The 23790-nt window shown below is 39.7% G+C and carries 23 protein-coding genes; 18 read left to right on the plus strand and 5 right to left on the minus strand.

Annotated features, from left to right (window positions below; translation table 11 throughout):
• Positions 1 to 14: 14 nt before the first annotated feature.
• Entirely contained in the window at positions 15 to 296 is a 282-nt protein-coding gene (locus MUO15_RS17090) for a hypothetical protein (protein WP_245031192.1), read from the minus strand.
• A 303-nt stretch (positions 297 to 599) separates the two neighbouring features.
• Between MUO15_RS17090 and MUO15_RS17095 the strand changes: the two genes are divergently transcribed.
• The 4 genes from MUO15_RS17095 (at position 600) to MUO15_RS17110 (ending at position 3864) form a co-directional block, all read left to right on the plus strand.
• Positions 600 to 1931 (plus strand): copper amine oxidase, encoded by a 1332-nt coding sequence (locus tag MUO15_RS17095; RefSeq protein ID WP_396266263.1) that lies wholly within the window; start codon positions 600 to 602, stop codon positions 1929 to 1931.
• A 390-nt stretch (positions 1932 to 2321) separates the two neighbouring features.
• On the plus strand, positions 2322 to 2630 hold the full coding sequence (locus MUO15_RS17100; RefSeq protein WP_245031194.1) for a hypothetical protein: 309 nt from the start codon (positions 2322 to 2324) through the stop codon (positions 2628 to 2630).
• Positions 2631 to 2632: 2 nt separating this feature from the next.
• Positions 2633 to 3307 carry a class F sortase gene (locus MUO15_RS17105; protein WP_256464144.1) on the plus strand — a complete coding sequence of 225 codons (675 nt, stop codon included), beginning with the start codon at positions 2633 to 2635 and terminating at the stop codon, positions 3305 to 3307.
• A 368-nt stretch (positions 3308 to 3675) separates the two neighbouring features.
• Positions 3676 to 3864 (plus strand): hypothetical protein, encoded by a 189-nt coding sequence (locus MUO15_RS17110; RefSeq protein WP_245031198.1) that lies wholly within the window; start codon positions 3676 to 3678, stop codon positions 3862 to 3864.
• A 125-nt stretch (positions 3865 to 3989) separates the two neighbouring features.
• On the opposite strand, the gene MUO15_RS17115 is transcribed toward MUO15_RS17110, so the two are convergent.
• Together MUO15_RS17115 and MUO15_RS17120 are read right to left on the minus strand one after the other, a co-directional pair.
• A complete protein-coding gene (locus MUO15_RS17115) occupies positions 3990 to 5462 on the minus strand; it encodes a spore germination protein (RefSeq protein WP_245031200.1) in 1473 nt (490 codons plus the stop codon).
• A 373-nt stretch (positions 5463 to 5835) separates the two neighbouring features.
• Positions 5836 to 6432, minus strand: a complete 597-nt coding sequence (locus MUO15_RS17120) for a class I SAM-dependent methyltransferase (protein ID WP_245031202.1) — start codon at positions 6430 to 6432, stop codon at positions 5836 to 5838.
• Between the two features lie 622 nt (positions 6433 to 7054).
• Between MUO15_RS17120 and MUO15_RS17125 the strand changes: the two genes are divergently transcribed.
• A complete protein-coding gene (locus MUO15_RS17125) occupies positions 7055 to 7804 on the plus strand; it encodes a MerR family transcriptional regulator (RefSeq protein ID WP_245031204.1) in 750 nt (249 codons plus the stop codon).
• Between the two features lie 11 nt (positions 7805 to 7815).
• Positions 7816 to 8814: a phosphotransferase enzyme family protein gene (locus tag MUO15_RS17130; RefSeq protein ID WP_245031206.1), complete on the plus strand. Its 999-nt coding sequence runs from the start codon at positions 7816 to 7818 to the stop codon at positions 8812 to 8814.
• Positions 8815 to 8876: 62 nt separating this feature from the next.
• Here MUO15_RS17130 and MUO15_RS17135 read toward each other — a convergent pair whose 3' ends face one another.
• The gene (locus MUO15_RS17135; protein ID WP_245031208.1) at positions 8877 to 9284 is read right to left on the minus strand and encodes a PilZ domain-containing protein; all 408 of its coding nucleotides are present in this window, start codon (positions 9282 to 9284) and stop codon (positions 8877 to 8879) included.
• A gap of 462 nt (positions 9285 to 9746) precedes the next feature.
• Complete coding sequence (locus tag MUO15_RS17140; RefSeq protein ID WP_245031215.1) at positions 9747 to 10454, minus strand: CBS domain-containing protein; 708 nt, start codon at positions 10452 to 10454, stop codon at positions 9747 to 9749.
• A 326-nt stretch (positions 10455 to 10780) separates the two neighbouring features.
• Here MUO15_RS17140 and MUO15_RS17145 point away from each other — a divergent pair, with 326 nt between their 5' ends.
• From MUO15_RS17145 to wecB, 12 genes are all read left to right on the plus strand, one after another.
• Positions 10781 to 11110: a helix-turn-helix domain-containing protein gene (locus MUO15_RS17145; RefSeq protein WP_245031217.1), complete on the plus strand. Its 330-nt coding sequence runs from the start codon at positions 10781 to 10783 to the stop codon at positions 11108 to 11110.
• Between the two features lie 268 nt (positions 11111 to 11378).
• Positions 11379 to 12140 (plus strand): tyrosine-protein phosphatase, encoded by a 762-nt coding sequence (locus tag MUO15_RS17150; RefSeq protein ID WP_245031219.1) that lies wholly within the window; start codon positions 11379 to 11381, stop codon positions 12138 to 12140.
• 309 nt (positions 12141 to 12449) lie between these two features.
• A complete protein-coding gene (locus tag MUO15_RS17155) occupies positions 12450 to 13217 on the plus strand; it encodes a tyrosine-protein phosphatase (RefSeq protein WP_245031221.1) in 768 nt (255 codons plus the stop codon).
• A gap of 90 nt (positions 13218 to 13307) precedes the next feature.
• Positions 13308 to 15182, plus strand: a complete 1875-nt coding sequence (locus MUO15_RS17160) for a polysaccharide biosynthesis protein (RefSeq protein ID WP_245031223.1) — start codon at positions 13308 to 13310, stop codon at positions 15180 to 15182.
• A 25-nt stretch (positions 15183 to 15207) separates the two neighbouring features.
• Positions 15208 to 16086 (plus strand): UTP--glucose-1-phosphate uridylyltransferase GalU, encoded by an 879-nt coding sequence (galU, locus tag MUO15_RS17165; RefSeq protein ID WP_245031225.1) that lies wholly within the window; start codon positions 15208 to 15210, stop codon positions 16084 to 16086.
• A gap of 22 nt (positions 16087 to 16108) precedes the next feature.
• Positions 16109 to 17437: a UDP-glucose dehydrogenase family protein gene (locus MUO15_RS17170; RefSeq protein WP_245031227.1), complete on the plus strand. Its 1329-nt coding sequence runs from the start codon at positions 16109 to 16111 to the stop codon at positions 17435 to 17437.
• 311 nt (positions 17438 to 17748) lie between these two features.
• On the plus strand, positions 17749 to 18381 hold the full coding sequence (locus MUO15_RS17175; protein ID WP_245031229.1) for a sugar transferase: 633 nt from the start codon (positions 17749 to 17751) through the stop codon (positions 18379 to 18381).
• 2 nt (positions 18382 to 18383) lie between these two features.
• Entirely contained in the window at positions 18384 to 19253 is an 870-nt protein-coding gene (locus MUO15_RS17180) for an NAD-dependent epimerase/dehydratase family protein (protein ID WP_245031231.1), read from the plus strand.
• A gap of 4 nt (positions 19254 to 19257) precedes the next feature.
• A complete protein-coding gene (locus tag MUO15_RS17185) occupies positions 19258 to 20478 on the plus strand; it encodes a glycosyltransferase family 4 protein (protein WP_245031233.1) in 1221 nt (406 codons plus the stop codon).
• Positions 20479 to 20520: 42 nt separating this feature from the next.
• Positions 20521 to 21552, plus strand: coding sequence for a nucleoside-diphosphate sugar epimerase/dehydratase (locus MUO15_RS17190; RefSeq protein WP_245031235.1), 1032 nt, complete (start codon positions 20521 to 20523; stop codon positions 21550 to 21552).
• Between the two features lie 12 nt (positions 21553 to 21564).
• Positions 21565 to 22659, plus strand: coding sequence for a polysaccharide biosynthesis C-terminal domain-containing protein (locus tag MUO15_RS17195; protein WP_245031237.1), 1095 nt, complete (start codon positions 21565 to 21567; stop codon positions 22657 to 22659).
• 3 nt (positions 22660 to 22662) lie between these two features.
• Complete coding sequence (wecB, locus tag MUO15_RS17200) at positions 22663 to 23790, plus strand: non-hydrolyzing UDP-N-acetylglucosamine 2-epimerase (RefSeq protein ID WP_245031239.1); 1128 nt, start codon at positions 22663 to 22665, stop codon at positions 23788 to 23790.

The following is a 23790-nucleotide window of genomic DNA, read 5'->3' on the forward strand; positions in this document are numbered from 1 at the left end:
AAAAGGATTCAGCCCTATGACTGAATCCTTTTTTCTATTCTATTCAATTTTAAATCATGCTTTCCTGTTTTCCCACTGAGGAAGTCTACATCAATTTGGAGGTTTCTCATTTGCCTTGATACCCCTTTGAAAATCTCTTTATAATCTTCCGAATTTTCATCTGTAAACCCGCTTCTTGTTTCTGAGGAAAGGTGATCGATCTTTTCTTCAAGGCGCTCTTGATTTTCTTCAAGACGCTCCTGACCATGCTTTAATAATTCTAGATATTCAAGGATAGAGTCCAGTTTTTTCTCCATTAATTATACCTCCAAGTATTTTCCATAATTATAACACTTATTCATAGGAACCTTATGAAGGAGCAGTTACTACTCCTAAAGTATGAACCCTCCTTAATTCCAGGGGGCTAAGTCTTCACTCCATCAAAAACATTCAATCCAAAGAATTTTTTAATAGCCCAAATCCTTTGTCACGACAAGCTTTAGAAAAAAATCAGCAAAAATCCCAAAAAAATTTATAAAAAAAGTGATCCAGTTGTCATCCACTCACGATAGCTATGTAACAAATCAAAGCAGAACAAAACTTTAAGGAGAGTGACACACTTGAAAACAGTAAAAAAAGCAGTCGTCATGTTTATGGCCATTATGCTACTGATTCCATCCCTAGCAATGGCACAAGACGGTGACACACAGACCACATCAAAAACACCAGCCGCTGATCTACGCTCGAGCTTAGATCAACTACTATCGGAACACTTTGTTCTAGTAACAACAGCGATGATTAAGGATTACAACAACGCAGAAGATGCTGATGAAGTGTATGAAGCTCTTGACCAAAACGCTCAAGACATGACCCCGGCCATTGCTTCCGTTTACGGTGAAGAAGCGGCCGCACAGTTTGAAGACATTTTCCTTGGTCACAACGATTACACACCAGATTTTGTAGAAGCGAAAGTCAACAATGATGAGGAAGCCCGTAAAGCAGCTGAAGCAGAAGTAGACGAATTCGTTAATGAATTCAGTTCTTTCCTTGCTACAGCAACAGAAGGTAACCTTCCTAAAGAAGCCGCAGCAAAAGTGTTAGCAGCACATGAACAAGATGTTATTAATGTATTTGATCATTATGTAGCTGGAGAATACGAAAAAGCATACCAATCTTTCCGCGAAGGATTTAAGCGTATGTTTGACATCAGTAAAGCCCTATCAAGCGCGATTGTAACGCAAATGCCAGAAAAATTTGAAGGGACAAAAGCCGTTACACCAGCCGCTGATCTACGTTCTACATTGAACCGCTTGGCTTCTGAGCACTTCGCTCTAGCTGTTCTTGAAATGCAAAAAGGCTATAACCAAGCTGAAGACTATGATTTCGTAACATGGGCTGAAAACATGAACACACAAGAATTCACAGAAGCGATTGGTTCTATCTATGGTGATGAAGCTGCCACACAGTTCCAAAAAATCTGGCAACAAAACCATATCAAAGCACAATCTGAACTTGTAACAGCAACACTTGAAAATGATGAAGAAGCACGCAAAGCAGCTGAGCAAAGCCTGCAGAAATTCGCTGAAACATTTGGCCAATTCCTTGGAATGGCAACTGAAGGCAACCTGCCAGCAGATGCAGCAACTAGCGCGCTTTGGGCACATGAAGAAGATGTCATCCAAACTTTCGACCATTATGTAGCTGGTGATTACCAAGCCACTTATGACTCTTTCCGTGACGGATATGGCTTCATGTTTGGAGTAGGCGAAACGTTAAGTGATGCAATTGTAAAACAAATGCCAGATAAATTTGCTGCAGAGCAAATGCCAGAAGATATGCCTAAGACAGGAATGGGCGGTACCGCAACAAGCAGCCTTTGGACTTGGGTAGCATTCGGTGCACTCGTCCTCATCTCTGGTGGCGTAATGTTTAGAAAAAAAGTACAACAATAAACAACTAGCTAAACCGCTCCTCAGGAGGTCAAGCTCCTGGGGAGAACAAGGGCACCCGCATTTACCTCACCCTTCTTGGGTCAAGGTGAATGCGACTGTCCTTCTACATTTTCAAGATAAGATCGGCGAGTCTGGCATAACCCTCTCTGGTAAAATGCAAAAGACTCGTCAATAACTGATAGGATAGAGGGGAGGGGAAACCCTCTCCTCTTTTCTATAAGAGGTTGTTCAAAAAGTCGCCAAATGATAAGCGGCGAATCTCTTCGTTGGCTTGCTTCTAATTTGGCAACTTTTTGAACACTCATTATAAGATAGAATTTTAAAAGAGAAATAGAGAAATGCATAACGCTGATACGCTTTAGATTCAATATATTAGAAAAGGTGATGGGTATGAAGTGGAGAACTTATTTTACAATTGTAGGCTTAGCGGCCCTCTTGCTTGCAGGGTACAACTCAAATGTGTGGGCGAATTTCACCTCCCCCTATGATCCCACCCCAGAGCAGGAAACGGAAGAAAAGAACTCAGAAAATGAAGCCTCTGATCTCTCGCTTAAATCAGAAGAATTTACCGTCGTTGATCAATCAGGGGATATAAAAGAGATTGACTTTGAAACGGAAACACCAGATCAAAGCAATGGAATTGTCCCTACCAATTTGAAGGTTCCAAGTCTCGATATCGACGCCCCGTTAACGAAGTAGGGGTGCTGGATAACGGACAAATGGGTGTGCCAAAAGACGATAAAACCGTAGGCTGGTTCGAGCCTGGAACGAAACCAGGCAACACAGGAAACGCCGTCCTCGCCGGACACGTCGATAGCTATAAAGGTCCAGCCGTATTCTTCTATTTGAAAGATCTGCAAAAAGGGGACGAAATCATCGTCACAAATGAGGAAGGCAAAGAGCTGACCTATGTCGTTCAGAAGCTGGAAAGCTATCCAGCCGATGAGGCGCCAATTAAAGAGATCTTCGGTAAAACAGATAAAAAAAGGCTCAATCTGATTACCTGTACGGGAGTCTTTGACCATGAAAGAGGAACCCATCTAGATCGCCTCGTTGTTTATTCTGAGCTGAAATCATCATTAGACGATGAAGAACAGCAGCCAAAAGAAGAGGCAGATTATGACATTAAAGCACCAACCAGTGTCGAAGTAAATGGAACCTTCGTCACATGGCATGCTGTGCGTGTAGACGGTGTAGCAGGCTACCGCGTGTATCGCAGTAAAAACGGAGAAGACTACGAAAAAGTCGCGAGCATTTCCGAACACGAACGCAAAACGTACACCGACCCTGAAGCATCCAACTACAACTACTATGTCACAACCGTTTACATGGATGGAACCGAATCCAACCCATCCAAACCCGCCAAAGCCAACTAGAATAACCACCACCCACACCCAAAAACCATAAACTTCCACCTCAGGTCATCCAATTTCTGGATGACCTGAGGTGGTTTTCATTTCCATTTTCTATTCTGCTTTTGCAGCCCTACGCGGGGATAGCACCTTAACGCGAGACGATAGCGACTTAACTTCAACAGATACGGCCTTAACGCAAAACCATAGCGACCAAACGACAGCAGATACTGCCCTAACGCGGAACTATAAACCCTAACTACCTCATTGAGTAAAGATTTATGTTTCTACTAGAGACGTATCGCTAATTAAGCAGATCTATTACTTTGTCCCGCTATAATCTACCTCACTGTAATGTTAACGGCCATCAAAGCATAGGTTTGTAAGGGGAGGTGGTAAAAATAGATCATGATAAAAAGCTAGCATTAGAAATGGCCATAAGGTTCATTCAAAATAGTAACGTAAAACCTATCTCTGGAGAGGAAGAAATCGAGTATTTATTCGACAATACGATCTATCCCTTTTCTACCATAGTCGATCATTTTCTTACTAATATTGAGTTCATTAACGAATGGGAATAACTCAGTGAGAGCATTTGCTCTTATTAAATCAGAATACAACCCCTACAAAATAACAAAAAATCCCACCTCAGGTCATCCAAATTATGGATGACCTGAGGTGGTTTTTATTTCCTTTTTTATTTCTTTTATCGGTCGGGGTCTTTAGGGTGGAGAGCGGATGGTCGTCGGTTTTTCAACGGCATTGGCGCTCTTAGAAACACATCCCTAATCGCACGATAGTCAAATGGGATAAACGGCCACAAATACGGAATGTTGAATGATTTTATTCGCGCAAGGGAAACAATCCACACAGTGATACCTACAACAAATCCAGCTAAGCCAAAGGCAGCCGTCGCAAACAGAAGACAGAGTCTAAACAAACGGTTCGCCAAAGCGAATTCATAAGAAGGTGTTGCGAATGTACCAATAGCAACGAGTGAAATGTATAAAATAACTTCATTCGTAAAAAGGCCGACTGCTACCGCCACCTGTCCGATAATAACGGCTGAGACAAGCCCGAGTGCGGTCGCCATCGAGGACGGCGTATGAATCGTTGCCATCCTCAACATATCCATCCCAAGTTCAACGAGAACAATTTGAATAAGCAGCGGAATAAGGATCGATTCTTTTGGCCCGATAAAACTTAGCACCTCAGGCAACAAATGCTGATTTTGAGCAAAGAAAAACCATATTGGCATCAGGAAGACGGATAACCAGATGGCCAAAAACCTGACGATACGAAAGTAAGCCCCCACTACGGGACGTTGCCGGTACTCTTCAACGTGTTGAAGATGGTGCCAGAATGTTGCGGGAGTGATCAGTACACTCGGTGAGCCGTCGACCATCACCAGCACGTTCCCCTCGTATAAATGAATAGCTGCCGTGTCCGGACGCTCCGTGTAACGTACGGTTGGGTAGGGGTTCCAGCCTCGACCGCATAGAAATTCCTCTACCGTCTTTTCGCCCATCGGCAACCCATCTGTATCAATTTTTTCAAGTGAACTCTTGATCTGTTCAACAATTTTAGGGTCAGCAATATCCTTGATATACGACACACAAATATCTGTTTGAGACCTTCTGCCGATCGACATGTATTCCATCCTGAGGGAAGGGTCTCGAACACGCCTTCTCGTCAGCGCAGTATTGAAAACAACCGTTTCAACAAACCCATCTCGAGGCCCGCGCGTCACGCGCTCCAAATCTGGCTCGGATGGACTTCTGACAGGGTACGTTCTTGCGTCAATGATGATGACTTTATCAATTCCGTCAACAAATAGCGCTGTCGCCCCGCTTAATACCCAGAAAACAGTTTTATCCAAATCATCTTCTGTACTTATCTCAATGTACGGAAGATAGGTTTTCATCAATTTCGTTAAAGGTTCAGTCCCAAGCTGATCTGGTTCAAGATCTGCAAGCAACTTCATTAAGTAATGTAAAATCTTATCCTTCGCGAAGCCGTCAATTAGAAACATGCCCATATTTCGCTCAGCATAGTTCAAATCCAGATGTATCGCATCAAAACTCTCACCGATACCAAGCTCTTTTTTCATATAGTCAATGTTGTCATCGAAACGATCATATACTGGTTGTTTCGATCGCTTATAACCTTCATAGCTCATTGGCGCCCCTCCTCTGTCCCATTCCTTTCCAACTAAGGTTAGATTCATACCTGCAAGAGTTAAAACTTTGTAGAATAATAAGAGGGAGGAAGTGGCTCAGCTATCGTAGTTTGAAGTGAGGATGTGATGTGGATTACGTCACCGTTAGCACTGCTTTTTTTGAAAAACTTGCATCTCTGTGAACCTATCTCAAGACAATAACGTCCTAACCATTAACTTCCACCTCAGGTCATCCATATTCTGGATGACCTGAGGTGGTTTTCATTTCCGGGAATAAACTAGACCAATACATTTCACAATATCAAAGGCTAAAACCCTTGATATGAATGGTTCTTTTTTAGGATTGTGTGAACTAAGAACAAGAAAACAGAAATCACTTTATACTACTGGATATAAACATGGAGGCATCTTGATTCATAAAAATACGATTTCCATGATAGAATGTCTTAATTTCAATTGATTTAAATCCAACTTCGGATAATCTTTTTTTCAGTTCTTCATGAGAAAAACCGTTATGAACTTTCGGATGATGTATTTTATCGTTTTTGTCAAAATCAATAATAATTAGCTTGCCGCCATTATTTAAAATGTTGAACAATTCTTTTAAAATTTTTTTAGTATCCTGAATATGAAGAAGGACGAGTGACATTAAAACGATGTCTGCCTTAAGTTCAGGAGTTTCTTGAGTAAAATCTGAATAAAGTACTTTTGAGTTGGTAATTCCTCTGTGAGAAATTTTAGCTTTCGCAACCTCCAACATTTGTTTTGATGAATCTACCAACAAAGTAGAATCAACTAAATCCGATAATTCTAAACTAATTAGACCAGTACCACTCCCATAGTCTATTAAAGATTTTGGTTTACTATTTCGTAATTCTGGTCTTACTTCCTCAACTATAACTTTAGCTAATTCAATTCTTTCTTCTGTATCATATCTTTTTGCCATCTGTTCAAAAACGTTATTTTCCATATTCCACTCCCCTATTTAATAAAAATTAAAGCTACATAGTGGTCATTATAGCAAGAATCAAAACCTTAAGGCGCGATTCTACCCCTCAAGCCCTTTTGTATAGACCCTGGTGGGCGCGGAAAGTCTACATAAACAATTTCGTATATTCCTTTCTTATCGAAGCAAATGTTAGATGGCCTAAGTATAATATTCTCCTCTGCTTATGGCATCTGTTGTTCCACTAAACTCCCCGTTACTTGAGTAATAACCTTCCTATTTTCCAATCCAAAATATGCCCATGTGATTTGTCGTCGAAGCCTTAGTACAAACAATAAAGGATTTTATCAGAAAAAAGTAGAATATGAAGAAAAGAAGAGGAGAACAAAACCCTATTGCATATCGGACTCTTACTCTTAGCACTCATCCTATCCGCTCGGCACAGCATCAGTAACCATAAACTTCCACCTCAGGTCATCCAGAATTTGGTTGTTATGGATCGCATGCTCGGATCTATTTTAAAGACACCACAGACCATCTACAAAAAATTTAGCACAAAAAACCATTGACCCTTACGCAACGTCACACCTTATAGTCAATACATAAGGGGGCGGAGAAAGTCCAAAAGAAAGGAGGTAAATCCACCATGCCAATGAAAGTAAAAGAAGTGGCTGAACTCGTAGGCATCAGCATCCGTGCCCTGCATCACTACGACAATATCGGCCTGCTCACACCACAGGAAACGACCGAAGCCGGCTATCGACTTTATTCAAATAAAGATCTAGAAACCTTGCAGCAGATTCTATTTTTCAAAGAACTTGATTTTCCGTTAAAAAAGATCAAAGAAATCATCACCAATCCCGATTTCGATCAAAAAGAAGCTCTTCAGCTTCACCGGAAAATGCTGCTTGAGAAGCGGCGCCGGCTCGACAATATGATCCAAACGGTGGAGAAGACGCTTCAACAACGACGAGGAGAGATTCATATGACGAACAAAGATAAATTTGAAGGCTTTGACTTCAGCCGCAATCCTTATGAACAAGAGGCACGCGAGCGATGGGGCGATGAAGCCGTCGATCGTTCAAATGCCAAGTTCAACCATATGTCAAAACAAGGAAAAGACCATATGTCCAGACAAATGGATACTATCTACAAAAAGCTTGCGACGCTAAGACATGACTCACCTGACTCCGATGCAGCGCAAGCCGCTATTAAGGAATGGTACTTTTTCATGAACGAGAGCATCAACAACGACGATCTGATGAAATTCAAAGGCATCGGCCAGCTCTATATCGACGATGAGCGTTTCACCAATAACATCGACAACTACGGTGAAGGCCTGGCCGAATTCATGCGTGATGCGATGGCGCTTTTCGCTGATCGCCACAAAAAATAATGAGGTGACACATGGAACAGTGGTTCGAGGAACAATTTTCAGATCATCTATTAAACGAGGCAGGCAGCCAATTCAATACCGACGCCACCCATGCCAAAAAGCTCGGAGACTTTGAAAACTATGTCTTCGAGGTGTACCAAAACAACCAGCCGTACATTTTGAGGCTCACGCACTCAAGCCACCGTAGTAAAACAGAAGTAGAAGCAGAGTTGCACTGGATCAACTACCTGCATGCAAACGGGATTAACGCTTCTTACGTTCACCCATCCAAAAAGGATGAGCTTGTAGCGAAAATTCCGATCCAACAGGGCAGTTTCTACGTCTGCCTGTTCGATAAAGCCCCAGGCACCCGAGTCCAATCAACGAGTCCCGAACTTTTTGAAAAGTGGGGGAGGGTGACGGGGCACATGCATCGTGTCACAAAGGAATACAAAGCAGGCAGCAGTCAGAGAAAAAGATGGGATCAAGATGACTTACTGGATTTCCGTCATTATTTAAACGAGGACACAGACCGCCAAATCATCTTAAGTGGAGAAGCACTTATCAGCGAAATCCAGGCCCTTCCGGAAACTAACGACAGCTTTGGCCTGATTCACAACGACTTGCACTCAGGCAATTTCTTCTATCATCAAGGCGACCTACACCTCTTCGATTTCGATGACAGCACGTATGTTTACTACATGAGTGACATCGCGATCCCGATGTACTATTCCGTATTGACGAAGTATGGAAGCAAGGACGTGACAACAAGATCCCAGTTTGCAAAAGAATTCCTGTCTCATTTCCTAAAAGGCTATCAAAAGGAAACCAGCGTTGATCCGTTCTGGCTTAACCAAATCCCGCTGTTCCTAAAGCTACGGGACTACACACTATACACCGTTTTTCACAAAAAATTTAATCCAGAAAAGTTACCTGAAGGAGAAAAGCAGCTCTTCAACCAAATCCGCTCCCGACTCATTCACAACGAACCCATCGTCGATATAGACGCTCAGGACATCTTACAAAAATAAAAAACCAACGTACTTCAAGGTTCATCACCCCTGAAGTACGTTGGTTTTTCATGAAATCAGTCCTACATCAAGGACCGAAGACCAGCATCACCTTCAGCTTTTTCCTTCAATCGATAAATCTCCTCACGCAAGCTCAACGGAAACTCAAACACATGCACACCACACGTCATCGTCTCACCATCCGCCGAACCCCAAATCACACGACCCTCAGCCGTATAAGTTACATGATCTAACATGAACGAAATAAACACTTCATCCCGAAACACAAGCTCCGGATTCACATCACACTGAAAACGAAGCCCATTCAAACTAATATCCATAATCCGTAAAGGTCCAGACACACGGCGATTCAACTTCTTATTGTAAAAACCGGGAAGGGGCACATCAAACGAGTACCGAAATGGCTCAATTCTACGATCTTCTACCATAAAAATTCCCCTTTGCATAAAAATTCCTGCTGTTTCAATCATAACTCCATCCCGATCCAAATATCAACACAAACCCAATCAACTATCAGAATTTTACGCAAAATGAGAATAGCTGATAAAGACAGTAAGGGTTAATGATATAATCTTTGGTAAGGGTAGACTGACGATGGATGCTATTGAGTGATTTTAGACTTACTTTTCGGCTTTTTATATATAAAAACTTATTAGGTTACAGAAGGGGGTAGTCCATTGTCTAACCATAAATCAGGGGTCAATTACCATAACTCATTAAGAAGATTAATAAAGAATCACACCTAACCTAACTCCTATCCACTAGCCTAAAGCATCTGCTGGTCCACCAAATCCCTTGTGAACAGCGGCACCACAAAAGAAGCCCTCGTTTCAAGCAAACTCTGTATAAGTGACAAAACAACGAGTCAGCGTGCCGGCAACACCGTTTTTTGACATAAGTAAAGAATCCCCTCACCGTTTGCTTCCCATCACTCATTCACCATCATCATCCAGAATCAAATCAAGCAACGTCACAATTCCAAGCAATTTCCCATCACGATCGCCGCCCTCCGTAATCATCACAGCCTTCAGCTTCTCACCCTCCCCATGACTACGCTCAAACAAATCCTCAATCTCAAACACCGACACATCTTCAGCCACAAACTCGACATTATGCACCTTCTCATGCCCAAGCACATCACCAACCGTCATCCCCTCAACCGCAACCGACCCCTCACGAACCGATTCCTGAAGCCAACGCACCACCCCAGCATCCGTCAACAGCCCAACAAATAACCCATCCCGGTAAATCGGAAACTGCGACACCCCATGCTCCCGAAACGCCTCAATCACATGAAGTAACTCTGTCTCTTCATAGAAGAACATCACCGGCCGAGTTGCCACATCAAGTCCCAAAGGAGGTTGATCAAGCGTTTGTTTAATTCCCTCAAGCTCCTCCACAACCTCAACATGGGGCGATGCAATATAATAGCCATCCCGCACACGCTCATGCACAATCGCATTCCGTAATTTCGCATACTGTTTCAATGCATCATAATGCACCCGAATCACACCACGATCCTTCGAATGCTGCAGCAACTCCGCAAAATTATCATTTTTCGGAAACCGATTCATCTCCTTCAAATGTTGATGAATCTGATTAAACGCCAGCTCAAAACGCTCCACTAACTCATCTGACATCCTTTATCACTCCTTCACATCCTACCCATTCGCTGTCGATTTCATAAAAAATATCATGGCATGTTCAGCAGCATCATAGTAGACAAATCCATATACACCTTATTATAACCAAAACCATCCATTCTCATAGGATAGATCCCCATATCACTACAACCTGCATAACCATCTAACCAATCGTTCGAAAAGACTGGTAAAGATAACCTAATTTTAATCCCTTACATTCATGTAAATTAAACCAACTAGGTCAAGTTATGGATTTTCGTACTTTAAATAGAACGCCCCAGCGAACTATGATATAATTTACACATAAGAAAGAAGGTGAAAGTATGATCGGTGACCGCATCAAGCAAATTCGTAAAGACCGTCATATGTCGCTATCCGAGCTAGCCGAGCGAGCCGGAGTCGCAAAATCCTACCTCAGCTCGATCGAACGCAACCTGCAAACCAACCCATCCGTCCAATTCCTAGAGAAAATCTCCAAAGAGCTGGACATCACGATCAACTACTTGCTGCACGGAGAATCAAGTGGTAAAGACGACGCCTTAGACAATGATTGGCTCGACCTAGTCCATGAAGCCATGAACTCAGGCATTTCTAAAGAACAATTTCGAGATTACTTGGAGTTTAATAAATGGAAGATCCATCAAGGAAAATAAGAAGAGTACGAGTAAAAACCGCTTTGACTACAATCGAAGCGGCTTTTTTGTATGCTTCTTTGTTGGGCTTTAACTAGCATCCAAGGATAAAGGGGACTGGAAAAGGCGGAAGATCTTAACTTGGAAGAAATTAATCCTGTTTTTCTAGTTATTTTATTTGGTAAAGTGACGTATACATAGAAGGTCTTATGTGATTACCAATTTATTACTATAATCAGAGCTGAATAGTTTATATAAGTATAGAGATTTATAAAGGGGAAACTGTCTTATGATTGACATACACACACATATTCTTCCTGGCGTGGATAATGGGGCACCCACGATGGAACACAGCATGAAAATGGCAGCAAAAGCAGTTAAAGAAGGAATGACAACACTTGTAGCTGCTCCATATCACAATAATGGAAGCTATAACAATTACAAAAATAATATACTCATTCAAGTAGGTGAGCTAAATCGTCAGCTTGAGGAGCGGGACATCCCTTTAACCGTTGTTTCCGGGCAAGTGACACGTATTTATGGAGACATGCTCGAAGGAATCCATAACAATGAGATTTTACCCATCAACGAACATAGCAGCTATGTATTGATTGAGCTTCCACACGACCATGTTCCCCACTACATCAGTAATCTTTTATTCAGCTTGCAAGTGGAAGGCTATCGACCTATTCTCGTCCACCCGGAAAGAAACCAGCAAATTGTTGAGCAGCCCAACTTACTCTACTCACTTGTTAGAAAAGGAGCGTTTACGCAGGTTGCTGCCGGTAGTTTATTAGGGGGAAATGGCAAGAAAGCCAAAAAGCTCTCTTATCAGTTGATTGAAGCAAACTTGGTTCATCTGATCGCATTGGAATCACATAACCCACAAGGATTCACGATCAAAGAAGCTTATCGACAATTAAGGAAGAAATATGGCCAATCGATGGTTTATTATCTTTCTGAGAATGCAGCGTATGCCGTAGAAGGTCAGGTGCTGGCGACTGAACCACCACAACGAGTGAAAAAGAAAAAGATTCTAGGATTATTTTAAAAGAAAATTAACAAATAACCTGTACTCTCTTAAAAGAGACAGGTTATCTTTATCATGTATACATATTGTAAGCGGATACTTTCAATGAACAAAAATAGACTAGGAAAAAAGTTTCGACAAAATATGACAGGAACATCCTTGTTTTGTAAGCATTTATCCCTAAAATTGTTAGCGATCTAGGAATATTCTCCAAATAGCCCCCTTCATTAGCCGACAAAAACCTGCTATAATAGCTTTAATATGAGACATTAAAAAGTGTATTCACAATACATGTTTAACGAAGCGAAACCTTGGAAAGGAGACAGACCCTTGATTGATATTCACAGCCATATTCTCCCAGGCGTTGATGACGGTGCACAGTCCATTGAAGAAAGTATTAAGATGGCCGAAGCGGCAGTAGCTGACGGCATACATACGATCATCGCAACACCCCATCACCAAAACGGAAAATACAACAACTACAAGAACAACATCACGATCCAAGTGGCTGAGCTCAATCGTCACCTGTCTGATTACGACATTCCATTAACCGTTCTACCAGGACAAGAAACACGGATACATGGGGAAATGTTAGACGGAATTAGAAACGACGAAATCCTTACCTTAAACGGAACAGGGAACTACGTCTTCGTAGAATTTCCATCAGATACGGTTCCAAGATATGCTAGTAAACTACTATTCGACATTCAGCTAGAAGGTTACCAGCCCATCATCGTTCACCCTGAACGGAATCGCCATATCATCCAGCATCCCGACACACTTTACGCTCTAGTTAAAAAAGGTGCCTACACACAAATCACTGCAGCCAGCCTATGTGGGCGTTTCGGAAAAAACATCCAGAAGTTCACACATCAATTGATCGAAGCCAATCTGACCCACCTTATTGCATCTGATGCGCATAACACCACTTCGAGAGGGTTTTGTATGAAGGATGCTTATAGGGAGTTAAGAAAAAACTATGGTCAGTCCATGGTTTATTTATTTGCGGAAAACGCGGAGTATGTTGCTGAAGGACAAGCGGTTGCGTCGGATGTGCCGCAGCATGTGAAAAAGAAGAAGTTTTTAGGATTATTTTAGTTAATAGGATTTGAATAGGGTGCTACAGAAGAAGTTTTCCTTCTGTAGCATCAAACACGATTAGAAGTAGGAAAGGGGTGTGTATTAGAAATGTCTTCAGCTTTTAGAAAAAGATTGGCCTTATTAATTATCATAGATTCTATTATTGTTTCTTTTTCAATATATATGTCTCACTTTTTCCTTAATCCTTATGTAGAAACATTTGATTGGATGATGTTTGTATCAGCTTTAACTTTATTGCTAACTCACCATCTATTCTCAAGTGTGCTCGGGATGTATAGGAAGAAATGGCGTTATGCCAGTATGGAAGAACTACTGGGAATTATAGTTGTTGTCTCCTTATCCATCATATCGGCTGCAGCTATTCAAGCTTTAGCTTTTAGTACAATCTATGAACGAGCACTTATTATTACTTGGATGCTACATATTCTATTAATTGGCGGGGTAAGGTTTGCCTGGAGATACTATAAAACATATGGTCTTACAGTTAATCCTAAAGGTAAAAAAGCAAAGTTGGTTAAAAACGATCCAAATATAAAAACGACATTAATCGTAGGGGCTGGCTCTGCAGGGCGTATGCTGGCTCGCCAAATGAAGGATTCAGCAGAAGTAAATACAAATATTGTTGGCTTTGTAGACGATGACTTCACTATGCACCACCTGACGATTAGTGGACTGCCTGTGCTCGGGAGTACGGAAAAAATTGAAGAGGTTTCAAGTAAATATGGAATCAATCACATAGTTATTGCAATGCCGTCGATCGAGCGCAATCGTGTTAAGGACATTATTCAGCAATCACAGAAAGTAGTGAAGAATGTTCAAACATTGCCGATGATTGAAGACATTGCTTTAGGCAATGTATCGGTTAATCAAATTCGTGATGTTTCAATTGAAGATTTATTAGGACGAGAGCCAGTCGAATTAGATATTGACTCTATTTCTAGTGAGATCAATGGGAAGACAGTTCTCGTAACAGGAGCAGGTGGATCTATTGGTTCAGAAATCTGCAGGCAGTTGGTCAAGTTTGGTCCTGAAAGACTTGTCTTGTTAGGTCATGGAGAAAATAGCATTTATAGCATTCATATGGAATTATCTCAGTTAGATATAAATATAGAGCTTGTGACGACTATCGCAGATGTTCAGGATCGTGACCGTATTTTTGAAGTGGTTAATGAATATAAACCGTCTTATATCTATCATGCGGCTGCTCATAAACATGTTCCGTTAATGGAAGCGAATCCGAAAGAAGCGGTAAAGAATAATGTGATTGGTACGAAGAATGTTGCGGAAGCGGCAGACGTTGCTGGAGTTGCAAATTTTGTTCTTATTTCGTCTGATAAAGCCGTTAACCCAACGAATGTAATGGGAGCCACAAAACGTGTGGCTGAGATGGTTGTGCAATCATTAAGTCAGGCTAGTCAGACCAAATTTGTGGCGGTACGGTTCGGTAATGTGTTAGGAAGCCGTGGTAGTGTAATTCCGTTGTTTAAGAGGCAGATTGCGAGTGGTGGGCCCGTAACAGTGACCCATCCTGATATGACACGGTATTTCATGACTATTCCTGAGGCTTCGAGGTTAGTGATGCAAGCTGGAGCCCTAGCTCGTGGGGGAGAGATTTTTGTGCTGGATATGGGTGAGCCGGTGAAAATTGTTGATCTGGCGAAAAATCTTATTTCTCTTTCTGGGTTTACGGAGGAAGAGATTGGAATTAAGTTTGCTGGGATACGACCTGGTGAGAAGATGTATGAGGAGCTTCTTGGTGAAGGTGAAGTTCATTCTAAGCAAGTCTTTCCTAAGATCTATATAGGTAAAAACAATGATGTGCCTGTTACTGAGCTATACAATTTCATTGATTTTGAGATTGATACACTAGCTAATATTGATATTAAGAATACCGTTTTTAGATTGATCAAACTAAGAGGTAACGATGTAAGGTCAACAGAGAAACAGATCGAGCACATTTAGAGTTTTTATAGGGGAGGGTATTTAGATGAAGAAAATTAAAAAAGCAATTATCCCCGCTGCTGGGTTAGGTACGCGCTTTTTACCAGCTACTAAAGCTATGCCTAAAGAAATGTTACCTATTGTTGATAAACCAACTATTCAATACATAGTTGAAGAAGCAATTGCATCAGGAATTGAAGATATAATAATCGTTACGGGTAAAGGGAAACGAGCTATAGAAGACCATTTTGATAATAACTTTGAACTTGAAGATAATTTAATGAAAAAAGAAAAATTTGAATTACTAGATAAGGTAAATGAAACGTCTAATGTAGATATTCATTACATTCGCCAAAAAGAACCTAAAGGATTAGGACATGCAGTGTGGAGTGCACGTAAGTTCATTGGTAATGAACCATTCGCAGTACTTCTGGGTGATGATATTGTAGAGGCAGATCCCCCTTGCCTTAAACAATTAATAGACCAGTATGAAGAAACTGAGTCGTCCATTATTGGAGTTCAACAAGTTGCTGATGATCAAACACATCGTTACGGTATTATTGATCCCTCAAGTAATGAAAACCGCCGTTACCAAGTGAAAACATTTGTAGAGAAGCCTGCACAGGGTACAGCACCTTCAAATTTGGCTATTATGGGGCGTTATATTCTTAATCCTGAAATCTTCCCATTCTTAGAACAACAAAAGACAGGAGCTGGTGGAGAAATCCAGTTGACTGATGCGATTCAGGAATTAAACGAACTTCAAAGTGTATTCGCTTATGACTTTGAAGGTAGCAGATATGACGTTGGTGAAAAGTTTGGTTTTATAAAAACTACGATAGAGTTTGCTTTGAAAAATAACGAAATTGGCTCAGACGTAGAAGAACTATTAAATTCTTTAGTAAATCCAAAAGTCCATAATTAAATAGTAAGAGGAGGGTTATAACATGAATGTTGCAGTAGTGGGTACTGGCTATGTTGGACTAGTTACCGGTGTAAGCTTGTCAGATATTGGTCATACCGTTACGTGTATTGATATAGATAATGAAAAAATATTAAAAATGCAACAAGGAATCTCACCTATTTATGAACCGGGTCTTTCAGGTATGATGATCAAAAATATTAATGAAGGGAGACTTTATTTTACGAGTGATCATAAGCAAGGTTTTGAAAGTGCAGAAGTAATTTATATTGCAGTAGGGACACCTGAAAGAGAAGATGGATCAGCTAATCTTTCATTCGTAGAACAGGTAGCTAAAGATATAGCTTCTCATGCTATTAGGGATACAGTCGTAGTGACTAAGAGTACAGTGCCGGTGGGAACGAACGATAAAATCCAATCTATTATTGATAAAAACTTAATGTATCCAGTTAACATTGAAGTCATTTCAAACCCAGAGTTTTTAAAAGAAGGGTCCGCTATTTATGACTCATTTAACGGAGATCGCATTGTCATTGGATCTAATAGTGAGGAAGCAGCAAGTACCATTGAAGAAATTAATAAGCCCTTCGGAGTCCCTGTATTTAAAACAGACATAAAAAGTGCTGAAATGATTAAGTATGCATCTAATGCATTTCTTGCAACAAAAATCAGTTTTATCAACGAGATCTCAAACATTTGTGAGAGACTAGGTGCTAATGTTGAAGATGTTGCAAATGGCATGGGTTTGGATAAGCGAATAGGAGACAAATTCCTGAATGCAGGAATAGGTTATGGAGGTTCTTGTTTTCCTAAAGATACGAAGGCATTGATTCAAATAGCGGGAAACGTAGAGTATGACTTTGAGTTACTTAAAGGTGTGGTAAGAGTCAATCAAAAGCAACAAGGATTATTGCTTGAGAAATTAAGCGAACGTATTCCTGATTTGAAAGGGAAACGCATCGCTGTATTAGGGTTAGCATTTAAACCTAATACAGATGATATGAGAGAAGCTGCTTCCTTAGTTGTAACAGAAGAATTAATTAATGTGGGAGTAGAGGTAGTAGCTTATGATCCGATTGCAATGGATAATGCGAGGCGAATTCTTAATGATAAAGTTCAATACGCTGATAGTGTGGAAGAAGCAGTGAGTGGCAGTGATGCTACACTGATTCTTACGGAGTGGGATGAAGTCAGAAATGTTAATATAGGAGTGTTTAAGTCAATGAACTATCCTCTTATTATTGATGGAAGAAACTGCTTTGCACTAGAACAGATGAAAGATAATAATATTGAATATCATTCAGTCGGTAGACCGTCAGTTTCTAGTAAAAATGGCCATGTATTATTAAGTTAGGTCCATTACTATGGTTTTATTATTAGGTGATGTCTCCATATTTATATCAATGGAGGCATCGTCTATATTTAAGTGATCGAGAGTAAACATTTAGGGCATTTTATAGCAACTAACTTTTTAGGGTTGATGAAAGCTTTTGCGTGTGGGGCTTTTATATAACCAAATCCCCGGAGTTGAAAGGTTGAATTGATAATTTAACATGGACATATTGATTCGGCTGATTAGTATTTAGTGAGTTAGTAGTTGGTTGGAGGGGCACGACCTCCAAATAAGTACTAAGTTACTAAAAACTCTCAAGGAGTGTAATATAAATGTATTTGAAAATTAAAAGATTGATGGATATAACTCTTTCTTTAATAGGGTTGATTGCATTATCACCTATTATCCTAATTCTAATAATAGCGATTAAGTTAGACTCCAGCGGGCCAGTCTTGTTTAAACAAAAACGTGTAGGGCTTCATAAGTCTTATTTTAATATGTTGAAATTCCGTACCATGAGAGTAGATACACCGAAAGACACACCAACACACCTTCTTGAAAGCCCAGAACAATACATTACAGGGATGGGTAAATTCTTAAGGAAAACCAGTTTGGATGAACTTCCCCAGATCTGGAATATTTTTGTCGGACAGATGAGTATTATTGGTCCGAGACCAGCACTATGGAATCAGTATGATCTTATAGAAGAAAGAGATAAGTATAATGCTAATGATGTCTCGCCCGGGCTTACCGGGTGGGCACAGATTAATGGTAGAGATGAACTTCCTATAGAAATTAAGGCGAAGTTGGATGGGGAATATGTTCAAAAGGTTGGTTTTTGGACGGACTTTAAATGCTTTTTTGGAACCATCGTGAGCGTTGTCAAGAGTGATGGCGTTGTTGAAGGCGGGACAGGTAATCAACAAGACAACGATGAGATCGCAAGTACCAAGGAGAATATGTAAACATGAAAAAGATACTGATAACAGGACCTAATAGCTATATAGGAACAAGTCTAGAAAAGTGGTTAGAAAATTCACCTGAACAATATTATATCGATGCTATTAGTCTTAGAGACGTCTTATGGAAGGAAAAAGATTTCTCTGACTATGATGTCGTTTTTCATGTAGCGGGGATTGCCCATGTTTCTTCAGACCCCAGAATGGAAGAGATGTATTATAAAGTGAATCGTGACCTTACTATTGAGACGGCAGAGAAAGCCAAGAATGAAGGTGTGAAGCAGTTCATTTTCATGAGTAGTATCATAGTTTACGGTGAAAGTATCAGTGATAAAAGATTCATTAATAGAGAAACAGTTCCTAGGCCAAGCAATTTTTATGGTAACAGTAAGCTAAAAGCAGAAGAAGGAATTAAGCCGTTAGAGAATGATAGCTTTAATGTAGCTATCATTAGACCACCTATGATTTATGGCAAAGGTTCCAAAGGCAATTATCCTAAGCTTGCTAAAGCGGCTCGGAAACTTCCTGTATTTCCGAATATTGATAACCAGCGAAGTATGCTCCATATTGATAACCTTTGCGAATTTATTCGGCTTATAATCGATAATGAAGAAAGCGGCCTATATTTCCCGCAAAATAATGAATATGTGAAGACGAGTGAAATGGTGAAGCTGATCGCTGAAGTTCATGGAAAAAAGATAAGGCTTACAAGGTTGTTTAATCCTTTTCTGAAGCTTATGGGACTGAAACTAGGAGTTATTAATAAGGTGTTTGGTAATTTGGTATATGAGAAGGAATTATCGAATTACAAAGAAGAATATAGAGTTAGAAGCTTACAAGATTCGATTGAATTAACAGAGAAATGGACGGGGAGGTAGACAGGTGAAGAAACACATTCTTGTGATTTCCCAATATTTTTACCCTGAGCAATTCCGTATTAATGATATTTGTATAGAGTGGATTAAGCGAGGATATAAGGTTACAGTCATTACAGGAATACCAAATTATCCTGAGGGAAGATACTACCTTGATTATGGGGTTTTTAAGAAAAGAAAAGAAGTTTATAACGGAATTGAGATCGTTAGGCTTCCTCTTATACCACGAGGTAATAACTCCGTTATGCTGGCACTTAATTATTTTTCATTCGTAGTATCTGGGTTATTTTGGAATTTATTCACAAAGTTAGATCCTGATTATGTCTTTATTTTCGAGGTATCACCAATGAGTCAGGCTTTACCGGGTGTATGGCATGCAAAAAAAAGAAACATCCCATGCTTTCTATATGTTCAAGATCTATGGCCTGAGAATGTAGAGATTATTACAGGGATCAAGAACAAATTTATTATTAATTCTATTGGAAAGATGGTTGATTATATCTACAAAAGGACAACTAAAATATTTACCACCTCTAATAGCTTCATTAAGGCAATTGAAAATAGAGGTGTTCCGAAACAAAAGATTGAGTATTGGCCTCAATATGCTGAAGGCTTTTATCAGCCTTTAAGTAATTGTTATGTAGATGAAATTCCTTTAGATGATATGTTTAATATTACTTTTGCGGGTAATATTGGATACGCTCAAGGGTTGGATATCCTTCCCCATGTAGCAAAAAGAATTCAAGAAAACTATAAAAATAACAATGTTCGCTTTAATATAATTGGTGGTGGAAGGTATAAAAGTGATTTAGAAGAATTAGTGTTTCAAATGGAAGTAGATAATATGTTTAACTTTATACCAAAGCAAAAGCCTGAAAAAATACCAGAATTTTTATCAGTGAGTGATGCAGCATTTTTGTGTTTAACTGAGAGTAAATTATTTGAGATGACAATTCCGGCAAAGTTGCAAACTTATATGGCGTGTGGAATGCCGATTATTGGGTCTGCCGACGGTGAAACCTCAAATATAATAAAAAGCTCAGGAGCAGGGGTTTGTTCACCAACTGGAGATATAGAAAACTTAGCAGAGAACATCATATATTTATCTAGAATAGGTAAAGATGAATTGATTCAAATAGGGTCGAAATCAAAAAAGTATTATGACTTTCACTTTAACAAAGATAATTTGTTAGAGTCTATGGATCAACACTTTATGTTAAATCATTGATAGTGCTGGAAAAGGACCTTATATTAGGAAAAGGGTGGCATAATGTTTAAAAATAAAACACTACTAATAACCGGTGGTACGGGGTCATTTGGTCATGCCGTGCTAAATCGTTTTTTAAAAACTGATGTGAAGGAAATTAGGATCTTCTCACGTGATGAAAAGAAGCAAGATGACATGCGTAGAGAATATCAAAATGAAAAAGTTAAATTTTATATAGGCGATGTTCGAAATAAAGAAAGTGTAAAGAATGCTATGTACGACGTTGATTATATTTTTCATGCTGCAGCATTAAAACAAGTCCCTTCGTGTGAATTTTTCCCTATGGAAGCAGTGAACACAAATGTGGTTGGAACTGAAAATGTTTTGGCAGCAGCTATAGAAACTGGTGTTGAAAAAGTAGTATGTCTCTCTACTGACAAAGCAGCGTATCCAATTAATGCGATGGGGATATCTAAAGCAATGATGGAAAAAGTTTTTGTTGCTAAGTCGAAAATTGTTTCTCCTACACGGACACTAATATGTGGGACAAGATATGGAAACGTAATGGCCTCAAGGGGTTCTGTAATTCCGCTGTTTATTAATCAGATCAAAGAAGGAAAGCCGCTTACGGTGACGGATCCTAACATGACACGCTTCTTAATGAGTTTAGATGAAGCTGTTGAACTTGTTGTATTTGCCTATAAGAATGCAGAGGCAGGAGATATCATGGTTCAAAAATCACCTGCCAGCACCATAGGGGTTTTGGCCCAAGCATTGAAGGAGTTATTCGATGCTAATAATGAAATAAAAATTATTGGTACTAGACACGGAGAAAAGCTTTACGAAACACTCTTGACAAAAGAAGAATATGTTGTTGCCGAAGATCTGGGTGGTTTCTTCCGAGTCCCAGCAGATCAGCGTGACTTAAACTATGATAAGTATTTTGAAGAAGGCAATAATCAGCTTTCTACCATACAGGAATACAATTCCCACAACACAAGAATATTAGATGTAGAGGAAGTAAAAGAGAAGCTTCTTGAATTAGAGTTCATCCAAGATGAGCTTATTCAGTGGAAAGATAAAGTAACGGTTTAAGGAGGTCTGACGTTGAAAATCTTAGTAACGGGTGCTAACGGGTTTATCGGTAAAAATCTGATAGCAGAATTAAATAATAAAGGCTATGAAGACATTTTGTCTTATACAAAGGAATCCTCTAAAGTTGATTTAGAGTCAATGGTTCAATCTTGTGACTTTGTCTTTCACCTTGCGGGTGTCAATCGTCCCAAGGATGAAAAAGAATTCTTTGAAGGTAACGTTGATTTGACTACAGAAATCGTTGCATTACTAAAGGAATATAGTAATGAGGCTCCTGTACTTCTTACCTCTTCTATTCAAGTAGAAAATAATTCTCCTTATGGTCGAAGCAAACGCGAAGCGGAGGAAATCCTCTTAAAAAATGTAAAACACTCGCGCATTTTTCGACTACCGAATGTATTCGGAAAATGGTCGAAGCCAAATTATAATACAGTAGTAGCAACCTTTTGTCATAATGTGGCCAGAGATTATCCGATTACTGTTAGTGATCTAGAAGAAGAGCTTGAGCTTGTTTATATTGATGATGTCGTGAATGAGTTTGTTCATGTGATGGAGATGGAGGATAAATCATCGGGCTTTTATACTATTCCTGTATCACATAAATTAACATTAGGGAAATTATCTGAAACTATTCAAGGCTTTAAAGATAGTAGAGAGAGTCACTTTGTTCCTGATATGGGAGATGCATTGACTAAGAAACTTTACAGCACTTATTTGAGTTTTTTACCAGAGGATCAATTTTCTTATCCATTAAAAATGAATGTAGATAATCGCGGTTCTTTTACTGAGTTCTTAAAAAGCAATGATCGTGGTCAGGTGTCGGTGAACGTATCTAAACCGGGGATCACAAAAGGAAACCACTGGCATCATACTAAAAATGAAAAGTTCTTAGTGGTAAGTGGTGAAGGACTCATTCGTTTTCGCAAAATAGATAGCGATGTTATTACCGAATATCGTGTGAGTGGAGAAAAGTTAGAGGTTGTCGATATTCCTACGGGATATACTCATTCAATAGTGAATGTTGGGGAGATAGATTTAGTAACTGTCATGTGGGCGAATGAAACATTGGACCCGGATCATCCAGATACGTACTTTGTGGAGGTTTAATAGATGAGCACAAAATTAAAAGTTATGACAGTTGTCGGTACTCGGCCAGAAATTATTCGCCTCTCGGCTGTCATAAATAAACTAGAAGAGTCAGAAGCAATTGACCATATTCTTGTTCACACTGGACAAAATTATGATTATGAACTAAACGAAGTATTTTTTAATGACTTTCATTTGAAAAAGCCAGATTACTTTCTTAACGCTGCAATAGGTGAAGCTATTGAGACTATTGGAAACATTTTAATGAAAGTTGATCCTATTATGGAAGAAGTAAGTCCAGATGCTTTTTTAGTTTTAGGAGATACAAATAGTTGTTTATGTGCGATTGCAGCTAAAAAAAGGCAGATTCCTATTTTCCATATGGAAGCAGGAAACCGTTGTTTTGACCAAAGGGTGCCTGAAGAAACAAACAGGAAGATTGTTGATCATGTGTCAGATATAAACCTCACATACAGTGATATTGCTCGAGAATATTTACTTCGTGAAGGACTCTCGCCAGATCGAGTGATTAAGACGGGTAGTCCGATGTATGAAGTCATCCATAGTCGCCTTGCCGACATTGAGAAGTCAGATATCCTAAGTCGTTTGGATTTGAACGAACGGGAGTACTTCGTTGTTTCCGCACATCGTGAAGAGAATATTGGTTCTGAAAAGAACTTTTTTGCTTTAGTTGATACTCTTAATGCTATTGCTGAAAGTTATAAACTACCGATTATTATGAGCACCCACCCAAGAACAAGAAAAATGATTGAGGAACAAGAAATTATCTTCAATCCATTAATCAATACAATGCAACCGTTGGGCTTCAATGAATATATAAAGCTACAAACTAAATCTAAGGCTACACTAAGTGATAGCGGGACGATTAGTGAAGAATCTTCGATATTAGGCTTTCCAGCATTGAATATCCGTGAAGCACACGAGAGACCTGAGGCCATCGAAGAATCGTCTGTTATGATGATAGGATTAGAGAAGGAACGTATTCTTCAAGGTTTAACTATATTAGAGACTCAAAAAAGTAATACTTTGAGATTGGTTAAAGATTATAGTATGCCTAACGTGTCTGAGAAGGTACTTAGAATAATATTATCTTATACTGATTATGTTAATAGAGTTGTTTGGGGGAGGTAG

This window comes from Halobacillus amylolyticus, assembly GCF_022921115.1.
Taxonomy (GTDB): Bacteria; Bacillota; Bacilli; order Bacillales; family Halobacillaceae; genus Halobacillus_A; species Halobacillus_A amylolyticus.

Coding starts and splice junctions, on each gene's coding strand:
- MUO15_RS17120 (WP_245031202.1), bottom strand. CDS start 6,432: ATGGAAAATAACGTTTTTGAACAGATGGCAAAAAGATATGATACAGAA.
- MUO15_RS17115 (WP_245031200.1), bottom strand. CDS start 5,462: ATGAGCTATGAAGGTTATAAGCGATCGAAACAACCAGTATATGATCGT.
- MUO15_RS17150 (WP_245031219.1), top strand. CDS start 11,379: ATGATTGACATACACACACATATTCTTCCTGGCGTGGATAATGGGGCA.
- MUO15_RS17145 (WP_245031217.1), top strand. CDS start 10,781: ATGATCGGTGACCGCATCAAGCAAATTCGTAAAGACCGTCATATGTCG.
- MUO15_RS17190 (WP_245031235.1), top strand. CDS start 20,521: ATGTTTAAAAATAAAACACTACTAATAACCGGTGGTACGGGGTCATTT.
- MUO15_RS17125 (WP_245031204.1), top strand. CDS start 7,055: ATGCCAATGAAAGTAAAAGAAGTGGCTGAACTCGTAGGCATCAGCATC.
- galU (WP_245031225.1), top strand. CDS start 15,208: ATGAAGAAAATTAAAAAAGCAATTATCCCCGCTGCTGGGTTAGGTACG.
- MUO15_RS17160 (WP_245031223.1), top strand. CDS start 13,308: ATGTCTTCAGCTTTTAGAAAAAGATTGGCCTTATTAATTATCATAGAT.
- MUO15_RS17140 (WP_245031215.1), bottom strand. CDS start 10,454: ATGTCAGATGAGTTAGTGGAGCGTTTTGAGCTGGCGTTTAATCAGATT.
- MUO15_RS17170 (WP_245031227.1), top strand. CDS start 16,109: ATGAATGTTGCAGTAGTGGGTACTGGCTATGTTGGACTAGTTACCGGT.
- MUO15_RS17135 (WP_245031208.1), bottom strand. CDS start 9,284: ATGATTGAAACAGCAGGAATTTTTATGCAAAGGGGAATTTTTATGGTA.
- MUO15_RS17175 (WP_245031229.1), top strand. CDS start 17,749: ATGTATTTGAAAATTAAAAGATTGATGGATATAACTCTTTCTTTAATA.
- MUO15_RS17090 (WP_245031192.1), bottom strand. CDS start 296: ATGGAGAAAAAACTGGACTCTATCCTTGAATATCTAGAATTATTAAAG.
- wecB (WP_245031239.1), top strand. CDS start 22,663: ATGAGCACAAAATTAAAAGTTATGACAGTTGTCGGTACTCGGCCAGAA.
- MUO15_RS17180 (WP_245031231.1), top strand. CDS start 18,384: ATGAAAAAGATACTGATAACAGGACCTAATAGCTATATAGGAACAAGT.
- MUO15_RS17100 (WP_245031194.1), top strand. CDS start 2,322: ATGAAGTGGAGAACTTATTTTACAATTGTAGGCTTAGCGGCCCTCTTG.
- MUO15_RS17130 (WP_245031206.1), top strand. CDS start 7,816: ATGGAACAGTGGTTCGAGGAACAATTTTCAGATCATCTATTAAACGAG.